Consider the following 22,816-nt stretch of genomic DNA (forward strand, 5'->3'; position numbering starts at 1 on the left):
ATCGCACTCCTCAGATTGACAGCTTCTTGACGCGCTTGCCGCCATATAGCAGGTTTACGATGGCACGCGTACCAACAATCGCGGTAAACATCGACGTTGCCACACCGATACCGGTAGTAATCGCGAACCCTTTAATTGCCCCGGTTCCCACTGCGTACAGGATGATGACTTTGATCAAAGTGGTGATGTTCGCATCGAAGATGGAACTGAATGCACCGCGATAACCTTCATCAATTGCCTGCTGAACAGTACGCCCGTTGCTCAACTCTTCTTTAATACGTTCGTTGATCAGTACGTTCGCATCGACCGCCACCGCAAGGGTTAAGACGATACCCGCGATACCTGGCATACTCAGCGTTGCACCTGGCAACAGTGACATAATACCGACGATCAAGATCAGGTTGGCAACCAGAGCACTGGTCGCAATCAGACCAAACTTCTTATAGAAGAGGATCATGAACAGAATAGAAACCAGCAGACCGGCGAGACACGCCTCCAGCCCCTGTTCAATGTTCTGCATACCCAGAGTCGGGCCAATGGTACGTTCTTCAACAATCTGAATTGGCGCGATCAGTGCACCAGCACGCAGCAGCAGTGACAGCTGACGGGCTTCGTTCGGGTTGTTGATGCCAGTGATACGGAAGCTGTTACCCAGACGAGACTGGATATTAGCGATGTTAATCACCTCTTCCTGCTTAACCAGTACAGCACGACCGTTTGCGTCTTTCTTACCGCTGTCTTTGTACTCCACAAACAAGGTCGCCATCGGTTTACCGATGTTGTCCTTAGTGAAGTTAGACATGATGTTGCCACCTGCGCTGTCGAGCGAGATGTTAACCTGCGGTTGGTTGTATTCGTCCTGGCTGGAAGTGGAGTCGGTGATATGGTCACCGGTCAGGATCACGCGTTTGTACAGCACAACCGGCTGACCTTCGCGGGTCTGTTTCACTTCAGAGTCACCCGGTACGCGGCCAGACGCGGCAGCGGCCTGGTCAACGTTGGTGTTTACCAGACGGAATTCCAGCGTTGCCGTCGCGCCCAGAATCTCTTTCGCGCGAGCGGTATCCTGGATACCCGGCAGTTCAACAACGATACGGTCAGCGCCCTGGCGCTGTACCACAGGCTCAGCAACACCAAGCTGGTTTACACGGTTACGCAGAATGTTGATGTTCTGCTGCACCGCATATTCACGCGCTTCGCTCAGACGTGCATCGCTCATTACCGCACGCAGCTGGTTGCTGCCCTGACTGCTAATCACCAGATCAGGATGACGCTTGCTCAGATACGCAATGGCTTCATCACGCGCATTAGAGTCACGGAAGGTGATGCTCAGGCCGTAGTTGTTTTCTTTACGAACGGTGGTATACGGGATGCCTTTTTCGCGCAGGTCGCTGCGCAGGCTATCGATATTTTGTTCCTGGAGCTTGCCAAGCGCGGTGTCCATATCCACTTCCATCAGGAAGTGAACGCCGCCACGCAGGTCAAGACCGAGCTTCATCGGCTCAGCGTGAATAGCTGCCAGCCAGCGCGGCGTTGCCGGGGCAAGGTTAAGCGCCACGACGTATTTGTCACCCATAACGCCCATTAATGCTTCACGAGCGCGCAGTTGGGTGTCAGTGGAGTCGAAGCGCGCAAGAATAGCGCCCTCTTCCAGTGCCACAGACTTAGCAGTTATTTTTTCTTCTTGTAACGTTTTCTGGACCTGGATCAGCGTTTGCTCACTGGCGGCGACTCCGCGCGCACCAGTGATCTGAACAGCCGGATCCTCACCAAACAGGTTGGGAAGCGCATACAGCAGACCGATGACAATCACCACGATCAGCATGACGTACTTCCACAAAGGATAACGGTTTAACACGGCAATTCCCTTAGGGAAAAATTTTAATTACAGCGCCTTCATGGTGCCTTTCGGCAGAACGGCAGCTACGAAGTCACGTTTAATAACTACTTCAGTGGTGTCATTCAGCGCGATAGCAATGTAGCCGTTTTCCGCTACTTTGGTTACGCGACCAACCAGGCCACCGTTCGTCAGCACTTCATCACCTTTAGCAATGGAGTCCATCAGCTTTTTGTGTTCTTTGGTGCGCTTCTGCTGTGGGCGCAGGATCATGAAATAGAAAATCAGACCGAATACCACCAGCATCAAAATCAAAGACATCGGGCTACCTTGTGCCGGAGCACCCGTTGCCGCTACCGCATCAGAAATAAAAAAGCTCATTAAATTTCCCTCATTATTAATATTAATCAACGTTCAAAGGTGGTACTTCTCGCCCCTGACGCTGGTAAAAATCAGCTACGAAGCTCTCTAATTTACCCTCTTCAATAGCCTTGCGTAAACCCGCCATCAAACGCTGGTAGTAACGAAGGTTATGAATGGTGTTGAGTCGCGCACCTAATATTTCGTTGCAACGGTCGAGATGATGCAAGTAGGCACGTGAATAATTGCGACAGGTGTAGCAATCACACTCAGGATCGAGCGGCCCTGTGTCGCTCTTATACTTCGCATTGCGGATTTTCACCACGCCATCGGTCACGAACAGATGACCGTTACGCGCATTACGTGTTGGCATTACGCAGTCAAACATATCGATACCGCGACGCACGCCTTCAACCAGATCTTCCGGTTTACCCACGCCCATCAGGTAACGCGGTTTGTCTGCCGGTATTTGCGGGCACACATGCTCCAGAATGCGGTGCATATCTGCTTTCGGCTCACCCACAGCCAGACCGCCGACAGCGTAGCCATCAAAACCGATATCTACCAGACCTTTAACAGAGATATCACGTAAATCTTCGTAAACGCTACCCTGAATGATACCAAACAGCGCATTTTTGTTACCGAGGCTATCAAAACGCTCACGGCTACGCTTCGCCCAACGCAGAGACATCTCCATCGAACGTTTAGCGTAATCCCAGTCAGCAGGATACGGCGTACACTCGTCAAAAATCATGACGATATCTGAACCAAGATCGTACTGAATCTCCATCGATTTTTCGGGATCGAGGAAAATCGGATCGCCGTTGATCGGGTTACGGAAGTGTACGCCCTGTTCGGTGATTTTACGGATATCGCCAAGGCTGAAGACCTGGAAACCACCGGAATCGGTGAGGATTGGGCCTTTCCATTGCATGAAATCGTGCAGATCGCCATGCAGTTTCATGATTTCCTGACCTGGGCGTAACCACAGGTGGAAAGTGTTACCAAGGATAATCTGTGCGCCGGTCGCTTCAACTTCTTCCGGCGTCATCCCTTTTACGGTGCCGTAGGTGCCAACAGGCATAAAACAAGGCGTTTCCACTACGCCACGATCGAAGACCAGGCGACCACGGCGTGCGCGACCGTCGGTGGTATCCAGTTCAAATTTCATTTTTTCTCCACTACGTCAGAAAAACAGTCCAACGTTTAAACCAGCGCCGCAGAATTACTCCCCGACGCGCTCATTAATTGCCTGCGGATTGTACGTGATAAACATCGCATCACCGTAACTAAAAAAGCGATATTTCTCTTCTACCGCCGCTTTATAGGCGTTCATCGTGTGTTGATAACCGGCAAATGCCGAAACCAGCATAATCAGCGTCGACTCTGGCAAGTGAAAGTTCGTCACCAGTGCATCGACCACTTTGTACTGGAAACCCGGATAGATAAAAATTTGAGTATCGTCGAAGAACGGTTCGATGAGATCGTTTTTCGCCGCCTGAGCCGCGCTTTCCAGCGAACGTACTGAGGTGGTGCCAACCGCAATCACCCGGTTACCGCGCGCTTTCGCCGCTAGTACCGCATCAACCACCTCCTGCGGCACTTCAGCGTATTCCGAGTGCATGATGTGATCTTCAATGGTGTCGACGCGCACCGGTTGGAAGGTGCCCGCACCAACGTGCAAGGTCACAAATGCCATCTCCACGCCTTTGGCGCGCAATTTTTCAAGCAACGGTTCGTCAAAATGCAGTCCAGCGGTCGGCGCTGCTACCGCGCCAGGTTTTTCGCTATAAACCGTTTGATAAAGTTCGCGGTCGGCATCTTCGTCTGGACGGTCGATGTACGGAGGCAACGGCATATGACCGATGCTGTTGAGAATATCCAGTACCGAGCGGTCATCATTAAATTCGACTTCAAACAATGCGCCGTGGCGGGCTGTCATTGTTGCTTTAATGCTTTCGTCATCGCCCAGCAGCAGTTCAGTGCCTGGTTTTGGTGCTTTCGAGGCGCGAATATGCGCAAGAATGCGTTTGTCGTCGAGCATCCGCTCAACCAGTACTTCAATCTTGCCGCCGCTGGCTTTACGCCCAAACAGGCGTGCCGGGATCACGCGGGTATTGTTAAAAACCAGAAGATCGCCGGGGTTGAGCTTATCGAGTAAATCGGTGAAAGTACCGTGCGTCAGCGCGCCCGTTGGCCCGTCCAGCGACAGTAAACGACAGCTACTGCGTTCAGGCATGGGATAGTGGGCAATCAGGGATTCGGGCAATTCAAAGGAGAAATCGGTAACGCGCATGACACTGACTCAGACTAAAATAAGAGGCGGGTAGTCTAGTGCCGGGGCGCTCTCCCTGCAACCTTTACCCCCATTTGGATAGAATATAATCGATGAATTTTTTAGCTCACCTGCATTTAGCCCATCTCGCTGAAAGCTCGCTTTCTGGCAACTTACTGGCAGATTTCGTTCGCGGAAACCCCGATGAAATTTATCCACCCGACGTCGTGGCTGGTATTCATATGCATCGGCGAATCGACGTATTAACCGACAATCTGCCGGAAGTCCGCGAAGCGCGGGAGTGGTTTCGTAGTGAAACCCGCCGGGTTGCGCCTATCACGCTGGATGTCATGTGGGATCATTTTCTTTCCCGCCACTGGTCGCAGCTGTCACCCAATTTTCCGCTAGAGGAATTTGTCTGTTATGCCCGCGAACAAGTGATGACGATTTTACCGGACTCCCCACCACGCTTTATCAATCTGAACAACTACTTATGGTCAGAGCAGTGGCTGGTGCGTTATCGCGATATGGATTTCATCCAGAGCGTGTTAAACGGTATGGCTAGCCGTCGCCCACGCCTGGATGCCCTGCGTGACTCCTGGTACGATTTAGACGCCCATTACGATGCCCTTGAAACCCGCTTCTGGCAGTTTTATCCCCGGATGATGGCGCAGGCGTCGCGCAAGGCGTTATAAGACGTTAATTCATCCACACCGTCGCCGATATCGCAGGCAATGTCAAAATGCCATCCGCCAGTTGCCCGTGACCTTCTTTACGTTGCCATTGCGCGACATTAAGCAACGGCGATGCGGGCAGCACTACTTCACAGGCGTCGCCACGGTTGATCGCCACCAGCACACGCTGCTGATTTAGCACGCGCACAAACACCACCACGTTATCTTCCGCGTACAGCACCTGACAGCCACCGCGACGCAGTGCCTGGCTCTTCTTACGCAGCGCAATCATTCGCTGATACAGCGAAAATAGCTCCGCATCTTGTTTTTCCGGCTGCCACGGGAATGGCTTGCGGCAAAATGGATCGTTATTGCCATCCAGCCCCACTTCATCACCGTAATAAATACAGGGCACGCCAGGCCAGGTGAGCAGCCAGACCACCGCCAGCGGCAGGCGCGCAACATCCCGACCGAGCAAGGTTTTAAATCGCGCAGTATCGTGGCTATCGAGCTGATTAAACATACGCAATTGTTGTTGATGAGAAAGACCGGCGCGGTAATTATCCATCCAGGCCATACAGGTTTGGGCGTCAATTTGCTGAGGATCGTAAGAGATATCGGTATTGGCGAGAAATCCCCACAACGGGAAAGTAAAGCCGCGATAGTTCATGGCCGCATCTTCCACATCAGCCTGCAACCATTGCCGCGCATCGCCAAAATGCTCGCCAACAATATAGGCTTCCGGCAGGGTTTCTTTCGCCGCTTCGGTGATCCCGGCGACATGCTGCAAATTATTGCGCGCCCCACCCGCTTCCCCCAGCATATGCACCACATCCAGCCGCCAACCGTCCATATTCCACGGTGCTTTCAGCCAGTGGCGGACAATGCTGTCTTCGCCGCGATAAATTTCATTAACCAGACTTTCCGACTGATAATCCAGCTTTGGCAGGCTGGCATAGCCCAGCCAGTCGAGCGCCGTGCCATCATCACTAAACGAGTACCAGTCACGCCAGGGCGATTCGGGGTTGTGACAAGCGCCCCCCGCCCCTCGATTATGCCTGTCAAACCAGGCATGGGAATCGCCACTGTGGTTAAACACGCCGTCCAGTACCAGCCGCATTCCCTGTTGCTGTGTATTGTGGCGTAAGCGCAGCAATGCTCCGTCGCCGCCAAACTGCGGGTCAACGTGGCGATAATCTTCGGTATCGTATTTATGCACGCTGGGAGCTTTGAACACCGGATTGAGATACAGCGCCGTCACGCCGAGTTTTTTCAGATACGGCAGTTTTTCGCTGATACCGTCCAGATCTCCGCCATAAAACGTTGAGCCCCCAGCCTGTGCTGTGACCGGTTCATCCCAGTCGCGCAGGATAATCTCTCGCCCGGCAGCATGATGGTAATAGACATGATCCTGCCCGGCTTCGCGTGGCAAACTACGGGCAAAACGATCCGGGAAGATCTGATAAAAAATCTGGTCTGCGACCCATTGTGGTCCAATATCTGGCACATCAACAGCAAACTGTTCCAGCCGCGCCGGCGGTATTTGGCTAAAACCTTGCGGCGAAAACCATCGCTGGCGATCGTGCCACAGCAATTTGAAACTATATCGCCGCCGAGGTTGTCCGGTGGAGAGATCGACAGCCGCCCGCCATGCCGTTACGCCAGGCTGTGGCTGACTGCGCAGTTTGTGCATCGGTACTGACGTTTCTTCGTTATCGTTTTCCGTGCGCAGCATAATGCGCTGCGGCGGTTCTTCACCCGTCAACCACAGTGTAATAAGCAGTTGATCTTTGCTTTGCTTAACAAATGGGGGCACCGGCAGGTGCCATGCATTCAACATCATAATTCCCCTGTGATGAAAATCTGATCACATTGCCATAGCCTACAGCAGGATCACTCATCGTCTGAAGGATATTTGGGGGAGGAGGTCGGGGGCGGATAACTTTCGGAATAACCGGTTCAGGATGTACCCTGAACCGGCTTACAAACGAGGGAATTAGTGGTTTTCAGCCAACTGGCGGTCATGGCGGCGTTTAAACATCCAGCCAATCAACAGCAGAACAATCCACGCGAAACCAACGTACAGAGAGATTCGTGTTTCAGGGTGATAACCGATCAGCCCGATGATAAAGACCAGGAAAATCAGCCCCGTGATAGTCGTTGCCACCCCGCCAGGTACTTTGAATTTCAGCGCCTTAACTTCTTCCGGCGGTAGACGGCGACGGAAGGCAATCTGCGACAGCAAAATCATAATCCACACCCACACCGTAGCAAAGGTTGCCAGCGAGGCGATCACCAGGAAGACGTTTTCCGGCATGATGTAGTTCAGATACACCGCGAACAGTAGCGCAGTGGTCATCACCAGCACAGTTACCCACGGAATACCGCGACGCGAGGTTTTGCTGAAGATTTTCGGTGCGCTGCCCTGCTCTGCCATGCCGTGCAACATACGACCTACGCCAAATACGTCACTATTGATTGCCGACAGTGAGGCAGTCAACACAACGAAGTTAAGAATACTGGCGGCAAAGGTAATCCCCATATGCTGGAATGTCAGCACAAACGGGCTACCGGCAGTACCGACCTGATTCCACGGGTAGATAGACATAATGACGAACAGCGTACCGACATAGAACACCAGAATACGCATCGGTACTGAGTTAATCGCGCGCGGAATGGATTTCTCTGGCTCTTTCGCTTCACCGGCGGTAATCCCGATAATTTCGATCCCGCCATAGGCAAACATCACCATTTGCAACGACATTACCATGCCAAGCCAGCCGTTACTGAAGAAGCCGCCATTGCTCCACAGGTTATGGATACCTGTCGGTTGCCCGCCGTTGCCAATCCCCCAGATGATGATGCCGAAACCGGCGACAATCATGATGATAATGGTGGCAACTTTAAAGAACGAGAACCAGAACTCCAGCTCGCCGAACACTTTCACGCTCATCAGGTTGATGGCGCAAATAATCAGCACCACGCTCAACACCCAAATCCAGTGCGGCACCGTCGGGAACCAGACGCCCATATAGATACCGAAAGCGGTCACATCGGCAATGGCGACAATAAGGATTTCAAAGCAGTAGGTCCAGCCGGTGATATAACCTGCCAGCGGACCGAGGTTTTCCTGCGCATAACGCGAGAAAGAGCTGGCAGCCGGGTTATGTACCGACATTTCCCCCAGCGCACGCATAATGATATATGCCGCGACCCCGCCAATAATATAGGCCAACAACACGCTCGGACCGGCCATTTTGATGGCGTCTGCCGAACCGTAAAACAGCCCGGTGCCGATTGCTGACCCCAGTGCCATAAAGCGTATGTGTCGGGTACTTAGCCCACGCTTTAGCTTGTTCTTACTTTCCATCAATTCCTAACCCATCAACACAATAAAAAAACCACGGGGCATCGCAGCCCCGTGGTTAAAACAAATTTTCAGTGATTTAGTGGGCGCTGGAGGTCACCTGACGACCTGCCGCGCGATCCCAGATAATGGCCAGAACCACCATCACCACTGTTGGCATTAACCACGCCAGACCTTGTTCGGCCAGCGGTAAACGCTGCGCCCAGGACGGTAAGATATCGCTGAATGCAGATGCTTTGATCCCGTCGAGAATACCAAAAAGCAGGCTGATAAACATCGGCGGAGCAATCACGCGGGACGAATTATGCCACCATGAGCGTGTAAAACTTAATACAACCAGTGCGATACACGGCGGATAAATGGCAGTCAGCACCGGTACAGAGATCTGAATCAACTGGCTCAAACCGAGGTTAGACACCACCATCGAGAAGCCGCCGAGGATAAACACCAGCGTACGGTAAGAGAGTGGTACGTACTGGGCAAAGAACTCTGCGCAGGCGCAGGTCAGGCCAACCGCCGTTACCAGGCAAGCGATGAAGATTAACGCCGCCAGCAGGAAGCTACCGCCGCCGCCAAAGGTGTGTTGAACATAAGCGTGCAGAATAGCCGCACCGTTTGCTGACTGATCAACCAGAGACGCACTATCTGAACCCAGACGGAACAGCGCCAGGTACAGCAGAGTCAGACCAACACCCGCCATCAGGCCAGCCCAGACGGTATAACGGGTCAGCAGACGCGCTTCGGTAACGCCACGAGAACGCGCCGCGTTAACAATAACGATACCAAACACCATTGCGCCCAGCGTATCCATGGTCAGATAGCCGTTGACGAAGCCGTTAGAAAACGCAGCGTTTTGATAAGCCTCAGTCGCCGTGCTGATAGAACCCGCCGGCCAGATAATTGCGGCAACAGACAGGATGACCAGCGCGATAATTTTCAGCGGCGCAAGGAAGTTGCCCACGGTATCCAGCAGCTTGCCCGGATAGAGCGAAACCAGAATAACGATAGCGAAATAGACCAGACTGTAGATAAACAGCGGCAGCGCGGAGTCACCCGTCAGCGGCGCAATCCCCACTTCAAAGGAGACGGTGGCTGTACGCGGCGTGGCGAACAGCGGCCCCACAGCCAGGTAGCAAACCGTTGCCAGCAGTACGCCTGCGACTTTACCGATTGGCGTGCTGAGACTGTCAACACCGCCGCCAACTTTCGCCAGCGCCACTACCGTTAATACCGGCAGACCAACGGCAGTAATAAGGAAGCCGAATGCCGCAGTCCAGACGTGTTCGCCTGCCTGTAAGCCGACCATAGGAGGGAAAATAATGTTACCTGCGCCGACGAACAACGCAAATGTCATAAAGCCCAGAGCGATGATATCGCGCGATCTTAATTGATGGGTCATAAATCATACTGCCTGTGGATGTGGTGTTGTAACGTTAAATTTTTGTGCCAATCCCTGGGGATGATACAGCGGTATATTTAAACAATTTTAGCGGGAAATACTCCCAACCAGGCGCGGCGAAGAATAGTTTTTCGATTTACCGCGTGAATGCAGTCAGTATGACAGCACCTGAAGCGCAATTTAAACGCTTATAACGTTTTAAAGCAAGAAGGGATCTAAAAACCAGAGGGATATAACGATAAGAAATCACCAACCAGTATAAAACACTATTTCCGTGAAAAAGATATGGCTTATCATGCGAACAAAAAATCACCAGCCGTTGTAAAAATTTAGCGTCCATCTTTTGACTGCAAAGAAAAAAAGCCAGCATCGGCTGGCTTATGGCAACAAAAAATGACAAAGGCAGATTAATTGCTGTTTTTAGCAATTAAACGTTCCGGCAGAACAAAACTGAAACGCGTACCTTTACCTACCGTACTCTCAATATGCAGGCGGCTTTCGTGATGATTCACCGCATGTTTAACAATTGCTAACCCCAGCCCACTACCGCCTGTTTGTCGGGAACGCGCTTTGTCTACACGATAAAAACGCTCGGTCAGGCGCGGTATATGCTCCGGTGCGATACCCGGTCCGTTATCTTCAACGCTAAATTCAGCACCGTGCGGCACTCGCTGCCAGCGTACAGTGATATGCGTACCTTCCGGCGTATGATTCACGGCGTTATAGACCAGGTTCGAAATCGCGCTGCGAAGCTGATCTTCATTGCCAGACACTTTGAGGTCGTTATCGATTTCAAAGGTAAATGTCTGTTTTTTCTGGCTCAGAGTCTGAGCCTCGCGCTCAACAACGCGCAGCATCATCGGCACATCCACCTTTTCATTGAGCAACTGCGTCGGTGCAGCTTCAATTTTCGACAGCGTCAGCAACTGCTTCACCAGCCCTTCCATCCGCTGAGTCTGCTCGCGCATGGTGTGCAACGCTTTTTCGCGTACCGCGCCTTCCAGCGGTTGCTCATCCATCATCTCCAGGTAACCCTGTAACACCGTCAATGGCGTACGTAACTCATGGCTCACGTTGGCAAAAAAGTTACGCCGCGCACCTTCCAGTTGATGCATTTGCGTGACATCACGCGCCACCATCAGCAACTGTTTATGGGTATAAGGCATGACGCGAATTTCCAGATGCCGCCCAGTGTTGAGCACCAGATTGAGCGGGCGAGAAAAATCACGCGTTTTCAGATATTGCGTAAACTCCGGGTAACGCAGCAGGTTAAGGATATTCTGCCCGTTATCTTCCGGCCAGCGCAGGCCTAGAATCTGTTGCGCCAGTCCGTTACACCAGAAAATACCGCCCTCTTCCGTGGTCAGAACCACCGCATCGGGCAGCGACTCCGCACCGCTACGAAAACGTTTAATCAGATTGCCCAGTTCGCGGCGGCGTTTTTTATTTCGCAACTGCATCTGGTGTAAGCCATATAGCAGCGGTTCCCAGCTACCACGCCCCGGTGGCGGCGTCATACTGCGATCTACCCACAGCCACCATGAAAGGCGCAGTAAATTCCAGAAATGCCAGATAAGCAGTCCTGTTACCGATGCCAGCAAAAACCAGGGCAGGTAACCAAAAAATGCACCCAGGATGAAAGCCGGGAGGCAGCAAAGTAGCAGCTCCAGCACCAGCCTTTTCCACGACAGCCGTTCCAGCACGTAAGATACTCCAGTTATGAAATCATAAGCCCTGCTCTGCGTCCGATGAGCAAGGCGTTAAAAGCGGGTTGAAAAACGATATCCTGTACCGCGCACGGTCTGCACCATGCGGTCATGCCCGCCGGGTTCCAGTGCTTTACGCAGGCGACGAATGTGGACATCGACCGTGCGATCCTCCACATACACGTTGGTTCCCCAGACGTGGTTTAACAACTGCTCGCGGCTGTACACGCGCTCGGGATGCGTCATAAAAAAGTGCAGCAGTTTAAATTCGGTCGGCCCCATCTCCAGCGGCTCTTCGCCCGCCATCACCCGGTGAGAAGTTGGATCGAGACTTAGCCCCTGCATCTCGATCACCTCTTCCACCGCCATTGGCGAAATACGGCGCATTACCGCTTTGATTCGCGCCACCAGCTCCTTCGGCGAAAACGGCTTGGTGATATAGTCATCCGCACCGGTTTCAAGGCCGCGCACGCGATCTTCTTCTTCCCCTCTGGCGGTCAGCATCACCACCGGAATATCACGGGTCATCGACTCGCGCTTGAGATGTTTGATGAACTGGATACCGGAGCCGCCGGGTAACATCCAGTCGAGGAGAATCAAATCCGGCCAGGGTTCATTCAGTTGATTCACAGCACTGTCATAATCTTCCGCTTCGACCGGTTGAAAGCCATTTTGCTCGAGCACGAAGCAGACCATTTCGCGAATTGGAGCTTCATCTTCTACGACCAGAATACGTCTCGCCATGATTTGCCCTGTTGTAATAAATAGGTTGCGATCATTAATGCGACGCCATTATGCGTCAGATTTATGACAGATTTATGAAAAGCGCGTCGCACATATCTTCAGGTTATTGATTTCCGTGGCGCAGAAAAAAGCAAATGACACATCTGTTTGGGTATAATCGCGCCCATGCTTTTTCGCCAGGGAATCGTTATGCGCATCCTTCACACCTCAGACTGGCATCTCGGCCAGAATTTCTACAGTAAAAGCCGCGAAGCTGAACATCAGGCTTTTCTTGACTGGTTGCTGGAGACAGCACAAACCCGTCAGGTGGATGCGATTATTGTTGCCGGGGATGTTTTCGATACCGGCTCGCCGCCCAGTTACGCCCGCACGTTATACAACCGTTTTGTTGTCAATTTACAGCAAACTGGCTGTCATCTGGTGGTACTGGCGGGAAACCATGACTCGGTCGCCACGCTGAATGAATCGCGCGATATCATGGCGTTCCTCAATACCACCGTCGTCGCCAGTGCCGGACATGCGCCGCAAATCTTGCCTCGTCGCGACGGGACACCGGGCGCAGTGCTGTGCCCCATTCCTTTTTTACGCCCGCGTGACATTATTACCAGCCAGGCGGGGCTTAACGGCATTGAAAAACAGCAGCATTTGCTGGCAGCAATCACCGATTATTATCAACAACACTATGCAGATGCCTGCAAGCTGCGCAGCGATCAACCTCTGCCCATCATCGCCACGGGGCATTTAACGACCGTGGGTGCCAGTAAAAGTGACGCCGTGCGTGACATCTATATTGGCACGCTGGACGCGTTTCCGGCACAAAACTTTCCGCCAGCCGACTACATCGCACTCGGGCATATTCACCGCGCGCAGATTATTGGCGGCATGGAACATGTTCGCTATTGCGGTTCCCCCATTCCACTGAGTTTTGATGAATGCGGTAAGAGTAAATATGTCCATCTGGTGACTTTTTCAAACGGCAAATTAGAGAGCGTGGAAAACCTGAACGTACCGGTAACGCAACCGATGGCGGTGCTGAAAGGCGATTTGGCGTCGATTACCGAACAGCTTGAACAATGGCGCGATGTGCCACAGGAGCCACCTGTCTGGCTGGATATTGAAATCACTACCGATGAGTATCTGCATGATATTCAGCGCAAAATCCAGGCATTAACCGAATCATTACCTGTCGAAGTATTGCTGGTACGCCGGAGTCGTGAACAGCGCGAGCGTGTGTTAGCCAGCCAACAGCGTGAAACCCTCAGCGAACTCAGCGTCGAAGAGGTGTTCAATCGCCGTCTGGCACTGGAAGAACTTGATGAATCGCAGCAGCAACGTCTGCAGCATCTTTTCGCCACGACGTTGCATAGCCTCGCCGGAGAACACGAAGCATGAAAATTCTCAGCCTGCGCCTGAAAAACCTGAATTCATTAAAAGGCGAATGGAAGATTGATTTCACCCGCGAGCCGTTCGCCAGCAACGGTCTGTTTGCGATTACCGGCCCAACCGGCGCGGGGAAAACCACGCTGCTCGATGCCATCTGCCTGGCGCTGTATCACGAAACTCCGCGCCTCTCCAACGTTTCGCAATCGCAAAATGATCTGATGACCCGCGATACCGCCGAATGTCTGGCGGAAGTGGAGTTTGAAGTCAAAGGTGAAGCGTACCGCGCATTCTGGAGCCAGAATCGGGCACGTAACCAGCCGGACGGTAATTTGCAGGTGCCGCGCGTAGAGCTGGCGCGTTGTGCAGACGGCAAAATCCTCGCCGATAAAGTGAAAGATAAGCTGGAATTAACGGCGACGTTAACCGGACTGGATTACGGGCGTTTCACCCGTTCGATGCTGCTTTCGCAGGGGCAATTTGCTGCCTTCCTGAATGCCAAACCGAAAGAGCGCGCGGAATTGCTGGAGGAGTTAACCGGCACCGAAATTTACGGGCAAATCTCCGCGATGGTTTTTGAACAGCATAAATCGGCTCGCACTGAACTGGAGAAGCTGCAAGCGCAGGCCAGCGGCGTCGCATTATTAGCGCCAGAACAGGTGCAATCGCTGACAGAAAGTTTGCAGGTACTCACTGACGAAGAAAAACAGTTACTCGTCACACAGCAGCAAGAACAACAATCGCTTAACTGGTTAACGCGTCTGGATGAATTGCAAAAAGACGCTAGCCGTCGTCAGCAGGCACTGCAACGGGCGTTAGTCGAGGAAGAAAAAGCGCAACCTCAACTGGCGGCGCTCAGTCTGGCACAACCGGCACGAAATCTTCGTCCGCACTGGGAACGCATCGCAGAACACAGCGCGGCGCTGGCGCATACTCGCCAGCAGATTGAAGAAGTAAACACTCGCTTACATCGCACAATGGCGCTTCGCGCAAGCATTCGTCACCACGCGGCGAAGCAGTCGGCTGAATTACAACAGCATCAACAAAATCTGAATGTGTGGTTACAGGAACACGACCGCTTCCGGCAGTGGAACAACGAACTGGCGGGTTGGCGGGCGCAGTTCGCCCAACAGGCCAGCGATCGCAAGCATCTGCGGCAATGGCAACAGCAATTAACCCATGCAGAGCAAAAACTTAATGCCCTTCCGGCGATCTCTTTAACTTTAACCGCCGCCGAAGTTGCCGCTGCGCAGGCACAACATGCCGAACAACGTCCGCTGCGTCAGCGCCTGATCGCGCTACATGGGCAAATTGTTCCCCAGCAAAAACGCCTGGCGCAGCTACAGGCCGCTATTCAGAGCGTTACGCAGGAACAGACACAACGTAACGCCGCGCTCACTGAAATGCGCCAACGTTATAAAGAGAAGACGCAACAGCTTGCCGATGTCAAAACCATTTGCGAACAGGAAGCACACATTAAAACGCTGGAAGCCCAGCGAGCGCAATTACAGGCAGGTCAGCCTTGTCCGCTTTGTGGTTCCACCAGCCACCCGGCGGTCGAGGCGTATCGGGCGCTGGAACCAGGCGTTAATCAGTCTCGATTACTGGCGCTGGAAAATGAAGTTAAAAAGCTCGGTGAAGAAGGCGCGGCGCTACGTGGGCAACTGGACGCCTTAACGAAGCAGCTTCAGCGGGATGAGAACGAAGCACAAAGCCTCCGACAAGATGAGCAAGCACTTACTCAGGAATGGCATACACTAACTGCCAGCCTCAGTATCACTTTGCAGCCGCAGGACGATATTCAACCATGGCTTGCCGCCCAGGAAGAGCATGAAAAGCAACTGCAATTACTCAATCAGCGTCATGAATTGCAGGAGCAAATTGCCGCGCACAATCAGCAAATTATCCAGTATCAACAACAGATTGAACAACGCCATCAGCAACTCTCTGCGGCGTTAACGGGTTACGCGCTGGTACTGCCACAAGAAGATGAAGAAGAGAGCTGGTTGGCAACACGTCAGCAAGAAGCGCAGAGCTGGCAGCAGCGCCAGAACGAATTAACCGAGCTGCAAAACCGTATTCAGCAGCTGACGCCGATTCTGGACACATTGCCGCAAAATGATGAACTGCCACACAGCGAAGCTACTGTGACGCTGGAAAACTGGCGGCAAGTTCATGAGCAATGTCTCGCGTTGCAAAGCCAGCGGCAAACCTTGCAGCAACAAGAAGTTCTGGCGGCGCAAAGTCTGCAAAAAGCCCAGGCGCAGTTTGACACCGCGCTACAGGCCAGCGTCTTTGACGATCAGCGGGCGTTCCTTGCGGCGCTAATGGATGAACAGACTCTAACGCAACTGGAACAGCTCAAGCAGAATCTGGAAAACCAGCGTCGTCAGGCGCAAACGCTGGCAACTCAGACAACAGAAACGCTGGCACAGCATCAGCAACACCGGCCCGATGGGTTGGATCTCACTGTGACGGCGGAACAGATTCAACAAGAGTTAGCGCAAACTAACCAAAAGTTGCGTGAAAACACCACGAGTCAGGGCGAAATTCGCCAGCAGTTGAAACAGGATGCAGACAACCGTCAGCAACAACAAACCTTAATGCAGCAAATTGCCCAGACAACACAGCAGGTTGAAGACTGGGGTTATCTCAATTCGCTGATTGGCTCCAAAGAGGGCGATAAATTCCGTAAGTTTGCCCAGGGGCTGACGCTGGATAATTTAGTTCATCTCGCTAACCAGCAACTTACTCGCCTGCATGGGCGCTATCTGTTACAGCGCAAAGCCAGCGAGGCGCTGGAAGTCGAGGTTGTCGATACCTGGCAGGCAGATGCGGTACGCGATACCCGAACGCTTTCCGGCGGCGAGAGTTTTCTCGTCAGTCTGGCACTGGCGCTGGCGCTTTCGGATCTGGTCAGCCATAAAACGCGCATTGACTCGTTATTCCTCGATGAAGGTTTCGGCACGCTGGATAGCGAGACGCTGGATACCGCCCTTGATGCGCTGGATGCCCTGAACGCCAGTGGTAAAACTATCGGCGTGATTAGCCACGTTGAAGCGATGAAAGAGCGTATTCCTGTGCAGATCAAAGTGAAGAAGATCAACGGACTGGGCTACAGCAAACTGGACAGCACGTTCGCGGTGAAATAACTATTCAGCAGGATAATGAATACAGAGGGGCGAATTATCTCTTGGCCTCGCTGGGCGTTATCCTGCAAGCTATCACTTTATTGGCTACGGTGATTCGTAGCCGTCCTGGTGGTTGTGATGGTGGTATGAAAAAAGTCATTTTATCTTTGGCTCTGGGCACGTTTGGCCTGGGGATGGCCGAATTTGGCATTATGGGCGTGCTCACAGAGCTGGCACATAATGTAGGAATTTCGATTCCTGCCGCCGGGCATATGATCTCGTATTATGCGCTGGGTGTGGTGGTCGGCGCGCCGATCATCGCGCTCTTTTCCAGCCGCTACTCGCTTAAACATATCTTGTTGTTTCTGGTGACCTTGTGCGTCATCGGTAACGCCATGTTCACGCTCTCTTCGTCTTACCTGATGCTCGCCATTGGTCGCCTGGTTTCCGGCTTTCCGCATGGCGCGTTTTTTGGCGTCGGAGCGATTGTGTTATCGAAAATTATCAAGCCCGGCAAAGTCACCGCTGCCGTGGCGGGTATGGTTTCAGGGATGACGGTCGCCAATCTGCTGGGCATTCCGCTGGGAACCTATTTAAGTCAGGAATTTAGCTGGCGCTACACTTTTTTATTGATCGCTGTTTTTAATATTGCGGTGATGGCATCAGTTTATTTTTGGGTGCCAGATATTCGCGACGAGGCGAAAGGAAAGCTGCGCGAACAATTTCACTTTTTGCGTAGCCCCGCCCCGTGGTTAATTTTTGCCGCTACGATGTTTGGCAATGCAGGTGTATTTGCCTGGTTCAGCTACGTAAAACCTTACATGATGTTTATCTCCGGTTTTTCGGAAACGGCGATGACGTTTATTATGATGTTAGTTGGGCTGGGGATGGTTCTGGGAAATATTCTAAGTGGACGTATTTCAGGACGTTACTCGCCTTTGCGTATTGCAGCAGTAACCGACTTCATTATTGTGCTGGCGTTGCTGATGCTTTTTTTCTTCGGCGGAATGAAAACAACGTCGCTTATTTTTGCTTTTATTTGTTGCGCAGGGTTATTTGCCCTTTCGGCGCCGCTGCAAATATTGTTACTGCAAAATGCCAAAGGCGGAGAGTTATTAGGTGCCGCAGGCGGGCAAATAGCGTTTAACCTCGGTAGCGCCGTCGGCGCATATTGCGGTGGTATGATGCTGACGCTGGGGCTGGCGTATAATTACGTCGCTCTGCCAGCCGCCGTGCTCTCGTTTGCTGCAATGTCGTCGTTGCTGCTGTATGGTCGCTATAAGCGCCAGCAAGTGGCGGACAATCCGGTGCTGGCGAAACCACTGGGGTAGGTTATAGTCTCGGTGCTAATTACTTATTGCCGGATGCGGCGCGAGCGCCTTATCCGGCCATTTGTAGGCCTGATAAGACGCGGCAAGCGTCGCATCAGGCATGATGCGCCAATTGCCTGGTTTTTTTACTCTTGCGGCCATAACCACGCGGCGCCGCGTACGCCGCTGGAATCACCGTGCTTCGCCTTGCGCACCGGCGTTTCACATTCACCGCCGAAGACAAATTGTTTAATCAACTGCGGAACTGTTTGATATAAACGGTCAACATTGCTCATCCCGCCCCCCAGCACAATCACATCCGGATCGAGAATATTCACCACGTGTGCCAGCGACTTTGCCAGCCGCAGCTCATAGCGACGCAATGCCAGCTCTGCAACCGGATCGCTTTCTTCAACCAGGCGGATAATTTCACTACCTTTCAGCGCATGTCCGCTCAACCGATGATAATCCGTCGCGAATCCCGTGCCCGAAATAAAGGTTTCAATACAGCCTTGTTTACCGCAATAACAAGGGACTTCTTCGCGATAACGCAGTTCATCTTCGTCCATCCACGGTAGCGGGTTGTGTCCCCACTCGCCTGCCGTGCCGTTACCGCCGATATGCGCCCGCCCATTGAACGCCACGCCCGCGCCGCATCCCGTACCGATAATCACGGCAAATACCGTCTGCGCTCCCGCAGCCGCTCCATCTACCGCTTCCGAAACCGCCAGACAGTTGGCGTCATTTGCCAGCCGCACTTCCCGCTGCAACCTCGCGCTTAAGTCTTTATCGAATGGCTGACCGTTGAGCCAGGTTGAATTGGCATTCTTCACCACACCGGTGTAGGGCGAAATCGAACCTGGAATGCCCATACCTACCGTTCCGCGCTGCCCTGTCGCCTGCTCCGCCATATCAACCAACGTGGCGATCGTTTCAATAGTCTGCTGGTAATCATCACGCGGCGTGGGCAGACGATAGCGGTACAACTGCTCCCCTGCATCGCCCAGTACAATCACTTCAGTTTTGGTGCCGCCTAAATCGATACCTATACGCACGGTACTCTCCTTATTTTTTTCAATATCAATAGCGTAGAGACGGACAACCGGATTGGCAATGCAAGGCCGCCGACAATTCGTTATCATGCCCGCTAAATTTAACGACAAGGCCGTGGAAATTATCATGCTGTGGTTCAAAAATTTAATGGTTTACCGTCTTAGCCGCGAAATTTCGCTGCGTGCAGAAGAGATGGAAAAACAGCTAGCCTCGATGGCATTTACCCCATGCGGAAGCCAGGACATGGCGAAGATGGGCTGGGTTCCTCCGATGGGATCGCACAGCGATGCATTAACGCACGTTGCCAATGGTCAAATTGTTATCTGCGCGCGCAAAGAAGAAAAAATCCTCCCGTCTCCGGTGATTAAACAGGCGCTGGAAGCGAAAATCGCCAAACTGGAAGCGGAACAGGCGCGTAAGCTGAAGAAAACCGAAAAAGATTCGCTGAAAGATGAAGTGCTGCACTCTCTGTTGCCGCGCGCATTCAGCCGCTTCAGCCAGACCATGATGTGGATCGACACGGTTAACGGGCTGATTATGGTGGACTGCGCCAGCGCCAAAAAAGCGGAAGATACGCTGGCACTGCTGCGTAAAAGCCTGGGGTCGTTACCGGTTGTGCCATTGACCATGGAAAACCCGATTGAACTGACGCTGACCGAATGGGTACGCTCCGGTAGCGCAGCGCAGGGCTTCCAGTTGCTTGATGAAGCCGAGCTGAAATCGCTGCTGGAAGATGGCGGCGTGATCCGCGCGAAGAAACAAGATCTGACCAGCGAAGAGATCACCAATCACATTGAAGCTGGAAAAGTGGTGACTAAACTGGCGCTCGACTGGCAGCAGCGCATTCAGTTTGTGATGTGCGACGATGGTTCGCTCAAGCGTCTGAAATTCTGCGATGAACTGCGCGATCAAAACGAAGATATCGACCGCGAAGATTTCGCCCAGCGTTTTGATGCCGATTTCATCCTGATGACCGGTGAACTGGCAGCGTTAATTCAAAACCTGATCGAAGGATTGGGTGGCGAAGCACAGCGTTAATTGCTGATTTACCTTTAATGCCGGATGCGACGCCTGGCGCGTCTTATCCGGCGTACAAAGTCACACCTGACATTGATATAATCATTCGCGATTTTTAAGGCGACAACCGGTGTTTCCACTATTTTGAATTACGCACGGATAACTGATGCAATGAATTTATAGACGGTTCGTCAAAGTCAGTAATACAAGTTATCAACGCATTAATTTTATTAACAATCTTCGCTAAGACTTATATCAATTTTATATTTTATTTATATATCGACAATATAAAAACCAGCAGCCATTGGCGTTTATTATTACCAAAATAAAGAATATTTCAGAAAAATGCCCTCCCATTAAATGGGAAGGCGAGATATTACAGATAGCGGCACAAATAAGAGGTCGGTTCAGCAACTTGCAGATGGAACTCGCTGTGGCCGGGAACATTAAATACGGAGCCGGCTTCATACACTTGCCAGTCGGTCGCGTCAGGCAGTAACACATTCAGCGCCCCGCTGATTACCGTCATCTCTTCCGGCTCGGCGGTGCTGAAGGTGTATTCGCCTTCAACCATGACACCAACGCTGGCGCGACCAGTGCTGCTGCTGGAAAAGCCGATCGATTTCACTTTGCCGGAAAAGTACTCGTTACTTTGAAGCATAAACTGGCCCTGTCTGGTAGTTGAACGTCTACTTCACTATAGGGGCCAGAGGCGCTGGCTGTCACGCAAAATTACACCAGTAATTCTGCAGCCAGCCTTGTAATCAATACGTTAGAGAGCAAAACAGGAACATCGAGCTGTTTTTGCAGTAAATCACGATGGCGCTGGTTAAATCCCAAACAATCCAGCATGATGACATCCGCACCGTTTTCCAGTAGTTCTTTCCCGGCATCGATGATTTTCTGTTCAGAATCATGAATGGGGTTCCCCAGAGAAAACAAAGGCGGTTTCTGCAGGATTTGCCATTTTTGCGCCTGAACGTGCAACAGTTCTTCAACCGGTACGATTACACCGACCTGATGACCTTCGACAATGGTAGAAACCAGCGGTGGCAATATACGCAACGGTTCCAGAAAGATTGTATTACGTGCCGTCATACTGCTAATGTTTGCCGTACTCATCAACAAAATGACGTCGTACCCCTGGTTATCAAGCACTTCAACCACGCTTTGCAGATCGCGTTCTACTTTACGACGCGAAACGTGAGCCAGTTGATTGTCATTTAATAATGTAAGAATCGTTTCTTCGCCTGCTTCTGGCGCATACTCCGCCATCACTTCTTCGCGGCTTAACTTCCCCAGCAGGCTATGATGGGAAATGTTATTTTCGTCAATGTACTCAGTCAGGAGCGGTAAAACTTCCTGCATAGGTACAATGCCGATGGTCAGGATCGCCAACGACGCACTCATTGTTATTCCACCTTACTTTTACTTCGTCGTTAATTACCGGGCAAATGTTAAGCACCACTGCTGGCACTTACCTGTGCTACAAATGACAAAAAGCGTAGCAGTAGACGCGCCCGGCACAATGTAAAGATTCCAAATGATTCCAGTAATAGATTGTTATTGTTTAATATTCTAATTATTTGAAAAACATGAATTGTGAAAAATGTGACGCAGATCCTTTGTAGTAGCACTCAGAGTCCCTTCCGAGCAGTCTGATACGGTCACTCTTTGTCAGGATCCTCATAGCGTTTTTTGGCATCCATCGCTTCCTGAGCGGTCGGATGTTCGCTGATTAAAGAGTCAGGTTTGGGATGATCGGCTCTGAGCTGATACCAGGTTACGGTCTGCCCTGGTTTTCCTTTTTCAATCGTTACAATATATGCTTCACGAGGATAAGGCGGTTTCGTTGGCATCGTTCTTCCTTATTTCACGGGATGAACGTTAAGTATAGGCGCTCGGGAATCAACAATTGATCGTCTGTGCCAGGGCACTACGAATTTCAGAAATCACCTGGCTGGGTTCATTGTTAGCGTTAATGATAATATGCGCGACTTCGCGATATAACGCATCGCGTTCTTCCAGCACTTCCTGAACTTCTTCACTTAGCGGCTTTCCGGTTAAGGTTGGTCGCAAATCCTCTTCGGGTGCCGCTTGCAGACGATTAACCAGTACCGCTACTGGCGCACACAGATAAACCACAATCCCGTTATTACGCATGTAGTGACGATTAAATTCCGTCAGAATAATGCCGCCCCCCGTGGCGATAACGGTCGATGGTGCTGTCACCGCTTCCAGTGCTGCGGTTTCTCTGGCGCGAAATCCGGCCCACTCTTCCCTTTCGACGATCTCCGCGACCGTCATATTGAGTTGTGATTGCAACCACTGGTCGGTATCGACAAACCGACAGTTGAGCGAATCGGCAAGGGCCATTCCGACCGTTGTTTTACCACAGCCCCGAGGCCCGATCAGAAAAAGAGGTTGTGTCATCGTGGGTTTTCCCCAAAAGGTCGCAATGCGGCGAAAGCCGGGTTCGTAAGAATAGCGATCATACCATCAAGCTAGTACAATTTCGACTGTAAAGAAATAATTCCACTTAAGGTGAGAATTTCAATACACC

General features: G+C 51.9%; 19 protein-coding genes. 5 read left to right on the forward strand and 14 right to left on the reverse strand.

Features of this window, described 5'->3' with window-relative positions:
- Positions 1-10: 10 nt before the first annotated feature.
- The 4 genes from secD to queA are packed head-to-tail and all read right to left on the reverse strand — an operon-like array spanning position 11 to position 4,493.
- On the reverse strand, positions 11-1,858 hold the full coding sequence (secD, locus tag HEN21_RS03510; RefSeq protein ID WP_000934830.1) for a protein translocase subunit SecD: 1,848 nt from the start codon (positions 1,856-1,858) through the stop codon (positions 11-13).
- 27 nt (positions 1,859-1,885) lie between these two features.
- Complete coding sequence (gene yajC, locus HEN21_RS03515; RefSeq protein WP_000007629.1) at positions 1,886-2,218, reverse strand: preprotein translocase subunit YajC; 333 nt, start codon at positions 2,216-2,218, stop codon at positions 1,886-1,888.
- A gap of 22 nt (positions 2,219-2,240) precedes the next feature.
- Positions 2,241-3,368 (reverse strand): tRNA guanosine(34) transglycosylase Tgt, encoded by a 1,128-nt coding sequence (tgt, locus tag HEN21_RS03520; RefSeq protein ID WP_000667317.1) that lies wholly within the window; start codon positions 3,366-3,368, stop codon positions 2,241-2,243.
- A 54-nt stretch (positions 3,369-3,422) separates the two neighbouring features.
- Positions 3,423-4,493 (reverse strand): tRNA preQ1(34) S-adenosylmethionine ribosyltransferase-isomerase QueA, encoded by a 1,071-nt coding sequence (gene queA, locus HEN21_RS03525; RefSeq protein ID WP_001266509.1) that lies wholly within the window; start codon positions 4,491-4,493, stop codon positions 3,423-3,425.
- 92 nt (positions 4,494-4,585) lie between these two features.
- On the opposite strand from queA, the gene acpH reads away from it, so the two are divergent.
- A complete protein-coding gene (acpH, locus tag HEN21_RS03530; protein WP_176242650.1) occupies positions 4,586-5,167 on the forward strand; it encodes an ACP phosphodiesterase in 582 nt (193 codons plus the stop codon).
- Positions 5,168-5,171: 4 nt separating this feature from the next.
- Here acpH and malZ read toward each other — a convergent pair whose 3' ends face one another.
- From malZ to phoB, 5 genes are all read right to left on the reverse strand, one after another.
- Positions 5,172-6,989, reverse strand: a complete 1,818-nt coding sequence (gene malZ, locus HEN21_RS03535; protein ID WP_176251669.1) for a maltodextrin glucosidase — start codon at positions 6,987-6,989, stop codon at positions 5,172-5,174.
- 153 nt (positions 6,990-7,142) lie between these two features.
- The gene (gene proY, locus HEN21_RS03540) at positions 7,143-8,516 is read right to left on the reverse strand and encodes a proline-specific permease ProY (RefSeq protein WP_010349444.1); all 1,374 of its coding nucleotides are present in this window, start codon (positions 8,514-8,516) and stop codon (positions 7,143-7,145) included.
- Between the two features lie 76 nt (positions 8,517-8,592).
- Positions 8,593-9,912: a branched-chain amino acid transporter carrier protein BrnQ gene (gene brnQ / locus HEN21_RS03545; RefSeq protein ID WP_000149635.1), complete on the reverse strand. Its 1,320-nt coding sequence runs from the start codon at positions 9,910-9,912 to the stop codon at positions 8,593-8,595.
- A 407-nt stretch (positions 9,913-10,319) separates the two neighbouring features.
- Entirely contained in the window at positions 10,320-11,615 is a 1,296-nt protein-coding gene (gene phoR / locus HEN21_RS03550; protein WP_000893607.1) for a phosphate regulon sensor histidine kinase PhoR, read from the reverse strand.
- Between the two features lie 57 nt (positions 11,616-11,672).
- Positions 11,673-12,362, reverse strand: coding sequence for a phosphate response regulator transcription factor PhoB (phoB, locus tag HEN21_RS03555; RefSeq protein WP_000113933.1), 690 nt, complete (start codon positions 12,360-12,362; stop codon positions 11,673-11,675).
- A 189-nt stretch (positions 12,363-12,551) separates the two neighbouring features.
- Between phoB and sbcD the strand changes: the two genes are divergently transcribed.
- From sbcD to araJ, 3 genes are all read left to right on the forward strand, one after another.
- Positions 12,552-13,754 (forward strand): exonuclease subunit SbcD, encoded by a 1,203-nt coding sequence (gene sbcD / locus HEN21_RS03560; RefSeq protein WP_176242653.1) that lies wholly within the window; start codon positions 12,552-12,554, stop codon positions 13,752-13,754.
- The gene (sbcC, locus tag HEN21_RS03565) at positions 13,751-16,894 is read left to right on the forward strand and encodes an exonuclease subunit SbcC (protein ID WP_176251670.1); all 3,144 of its coding nucleotides are present in this window, start codon (positions 13,751-13,753) and stop codon (positions 16,892-16,894) included. Before sbcD ends, sbcC begins: the two co-directional genes overlap by 4 nt.
- Before the next feature lie 125 nt (positions 16,895-17,019).
- Positions 17,020-18,204: an MFS transporter AraJ gene (araJ, locus tag HEN21_RS03570; protein ID WP_176251686.1), complete on the forward strand. Its 1,185-nt coding sequence runs from the start codon at positions 17,020-17,022 to the stop codon at positions 18,202-18,204.
- Between the two features lie 125 nt (positions 18,205-18,329).
- On the opposite strand, the gene mak is transcribed toward araJ, so the two are convergent.
- Positions 18,330-19,238: a fructokinase gene (mak, locus tag HEN21_RS03580; RefSeq protein ID WP_309487106.1), complete on the reverse strand. Its 909-nt coding sequence runs from the start codon at positions 19,236-19,238 to the stop codon at positions 18,330-18,332.
- Positions 19,239-19,362: 124 nt separating this feature from the next.
- Here mak and rdgC point away from each other — a divergent pair, with 124 nt between their 5' ends.
- Positions 19,363-20,274 (forward strand): recombination-associated protein RdgC, encoded by a 912-nt coding sequence (gene rdgC / locus HEN21_RS03585; protein WP_024165072.1) that lies wholly within the window; start codon positions 19,363-19,365, stop codon positions 20,272-20,274.
- A gap of 355 nt (positions 20,275-20,629) precedes the next feature.
- Here rdgC and ppnP read toward each other — a convergent pair whose 3' ends face one another.
- From ppnP to aroL, 4 genes are all read right to left on the reverse strand, one after another.
- Positions 20,630-20,914 carry a pyrimidine/purine nucleoside phosphorylase gene (gene ppnP / locus HEN21_RS03590; RefSeq protein WP_000941942.1) on the reverse strand — a complete coding sequence of 95 codons (285 nt, stop codon included), beginning with the start codon at positions 20,912-20,914 and terminating at the stop codon, positions 20,630-20,632.
- A 71-nt stretch (positions 20,915-20,985) separates the two neighbouring features.
- Entirely contained in the window at positions 20,986-21,663 is a 678-nt protein-coding gene (locus HEN21_RS03595; protein ID WP_001276431.1) for an AroM family protein, read from the reverse strand.
- Between the two features lie 257 nt (positions 21,664-21,920).
- Positions 21,921-22,112, reverse strand: a complete 192-nt coding sequence (gene yaiA / locus HEN21_RS03600; protein ID WP_001142439.1) for a protein YaiA — start codon at positions 22,110-22,112, stop codon at positions 21,921-21,923.
- Positions 22,113-22,161: 49 nt separating this feature from the next.
- Complete coding sequence (gene aroL, locus HEN21_RS03605; protein WP_000193382.1) at positions 22,162-22,686, reverse strand: shikimate kinase AroL; 525 nt, start codon at positions 22,684-22,686, stop codon at positions 22,162-22,164.
- Between the last annotated feature and the right edge of the window lie 130 nt (positions 22,687-22,816).

The organism is Escherichia sp. 93.1518, from assembly GCF_013368915.2.
Classification (GTDB): domain Bacteria; phylum Pseudomonadota; class Gammaproteobacteria; order Enterobacterales; family Enterobacteriaceae; genus Escherichia; species Escherichia ruysiae.